This is a genomic window from Mesorhizobium sp. M7A.F.Ca.CA.004.06.1.1 (assembly GCF_003999135.1).
GTDB lineage: Bacteria > Pseudomonadota > Alphaproteobacteria > Rhizobiales > Rhizobiaceae > Mesorhizobium.
The window spans coordinates 1-1,250 of record NZ_RZPQ01001131.1 but is presented as its reverse complement, the minus strand read 5'-3'; the positions used below and the strand labels follow the sequence as shown (position 1 = coordinate 1,250).

Here is a 1,250-nt window from a genome sequence, read left to right as displayed (position 1 = left end):
CCTTTCGGCCGCGACCGTCGATAGTCTTTCATCCCAGAGCACGAAGGGCAGGTCGCTCATCTGGGCCATGTTGCGAACGAAGGCGCGCGATTTCTGCGCACGCGGACCTTCCGAACCGTCCATATTGATCGGCAGCCCAATCACCACCGCGCCGGCATTCTCCTTCCGCAGCAAGGCGAGCAGCACCGCCGCATCGAGCGAGAATTTCCTTCGCATGATGACCGGGCGCGGATGGGCGAAGGAAAATCTCTGGTCCGAGACCGCGACGCCGATCGTCTTGTCGCCGAGGTCAAGTCCCGCCAGCGTCTTGCCGCCGGTCAGCCGCGCCGGCAATTCCTCGATCGTGATAATGCCCACCGGCCGTCCTTCGCCTTTCACCACCACGTGTTTTGTCAAACGCGTGGTGGACACAGTAACCCTTTGATCTCGGGGCCGTCGGCGTTCTATCCTTTGGCAAGACAAAAATCGAGGAATGCATTCATGAAACTGACCTGGTACGGCCACTCGGCCTTTCGCATCGAGACCGCTGATGCCAAGATCCTCATCGATCCCTATCTGATCGGCAATCCGTCCTGGACGGGCGGCTGGGAGGGACCGGCGGAGGGAATCACGCATGTACTGCTGACGCATGGCCACAGCGACCACATCAGCGGCGCGCTGGAAGTGCTTGGCAAAAGCGGCGCCCAGCTAGTCGCCAATTTCGAGATCTGCATGTACCTGGTCGGCAAGGGCGCCAGCGACAAGAAGATCAACCCGGGCAACATCGGCGGCACCGTCGATTGCGGCGGCTTCACCACCACTTTCGTCCAGGCGCTGCATTCATCCTCGTTCCCCGGCGAAGGTGGCCAGAACACCTATCTCGGCAATCCGGGCGGCCTCGTCCTGCATTTCCCGGAAGACAGGACGCTCTACCACATGGGCGACACCGACATCTTTTCCGACATGGCGCTGATCAACGAGCTGCACGAGCCGAAGATCGGCCTGGTGCCGATCGGCGACCGCTTCACCATGGGCGGCGCGGTGGCGGCACTTGCCTGCCGGCGCTTCTTCAAATTCGACACCGTGGTTCCCTGTCATTTCGGCACCTTTCCGATGATCGATCCGACCGCCGACAAGTTCGAGGCCGGCCTGGAAGGATCCGGCATCAAGGTGGCTTTGCCCAAGATTGGCGAGACGATTACGATTTAGAAGCAGCCAAAATGGAATAAAACCATGGCTTTGAGGCAATCTTTTTGCGTTTCCATACTGGT

Annotated in this window: 2 protein-coding genes; one reads left to right on the top strand and one right to left on the bottom strand. The window is 60.0% G+C overall.

The features are described 5' to 3' along the window. The coding region (ruvX, locus tag EN906_RS34480) for a Holliday junction resolvase RuvX (protein WP_127375793.1) at nt 1–357 on the bottom strand (357 nt) is incomplete at its 3' end. 123 nt (nt 358–480) lie between these two features. Here ruvX and EN906_RS34475 point away from each other — a divergent pair. After that, nucleotides 481–1,188: a metal-dependent hydrolase gene (locus EN906_RS34475; RefSeq protein WP_127271675.1), complete on the top strand. Its 708-nt coding sequence runs from the start codon at nt 481–483 to the stop codon at nt 1,186–1,188. Nucleotides 1,189–1,250: the final 62 nt, after the last annotated feature.

What these genes read in the sequence shown, in the direction of transcription:
- EN906_RS34475 (WP_127271675.1), top strand. Translation starts at nt 481, where the DNA reads ATGAAACTGACCTGGTACGGCCACTCGGCCTTTCGCATCGAGACCGCT.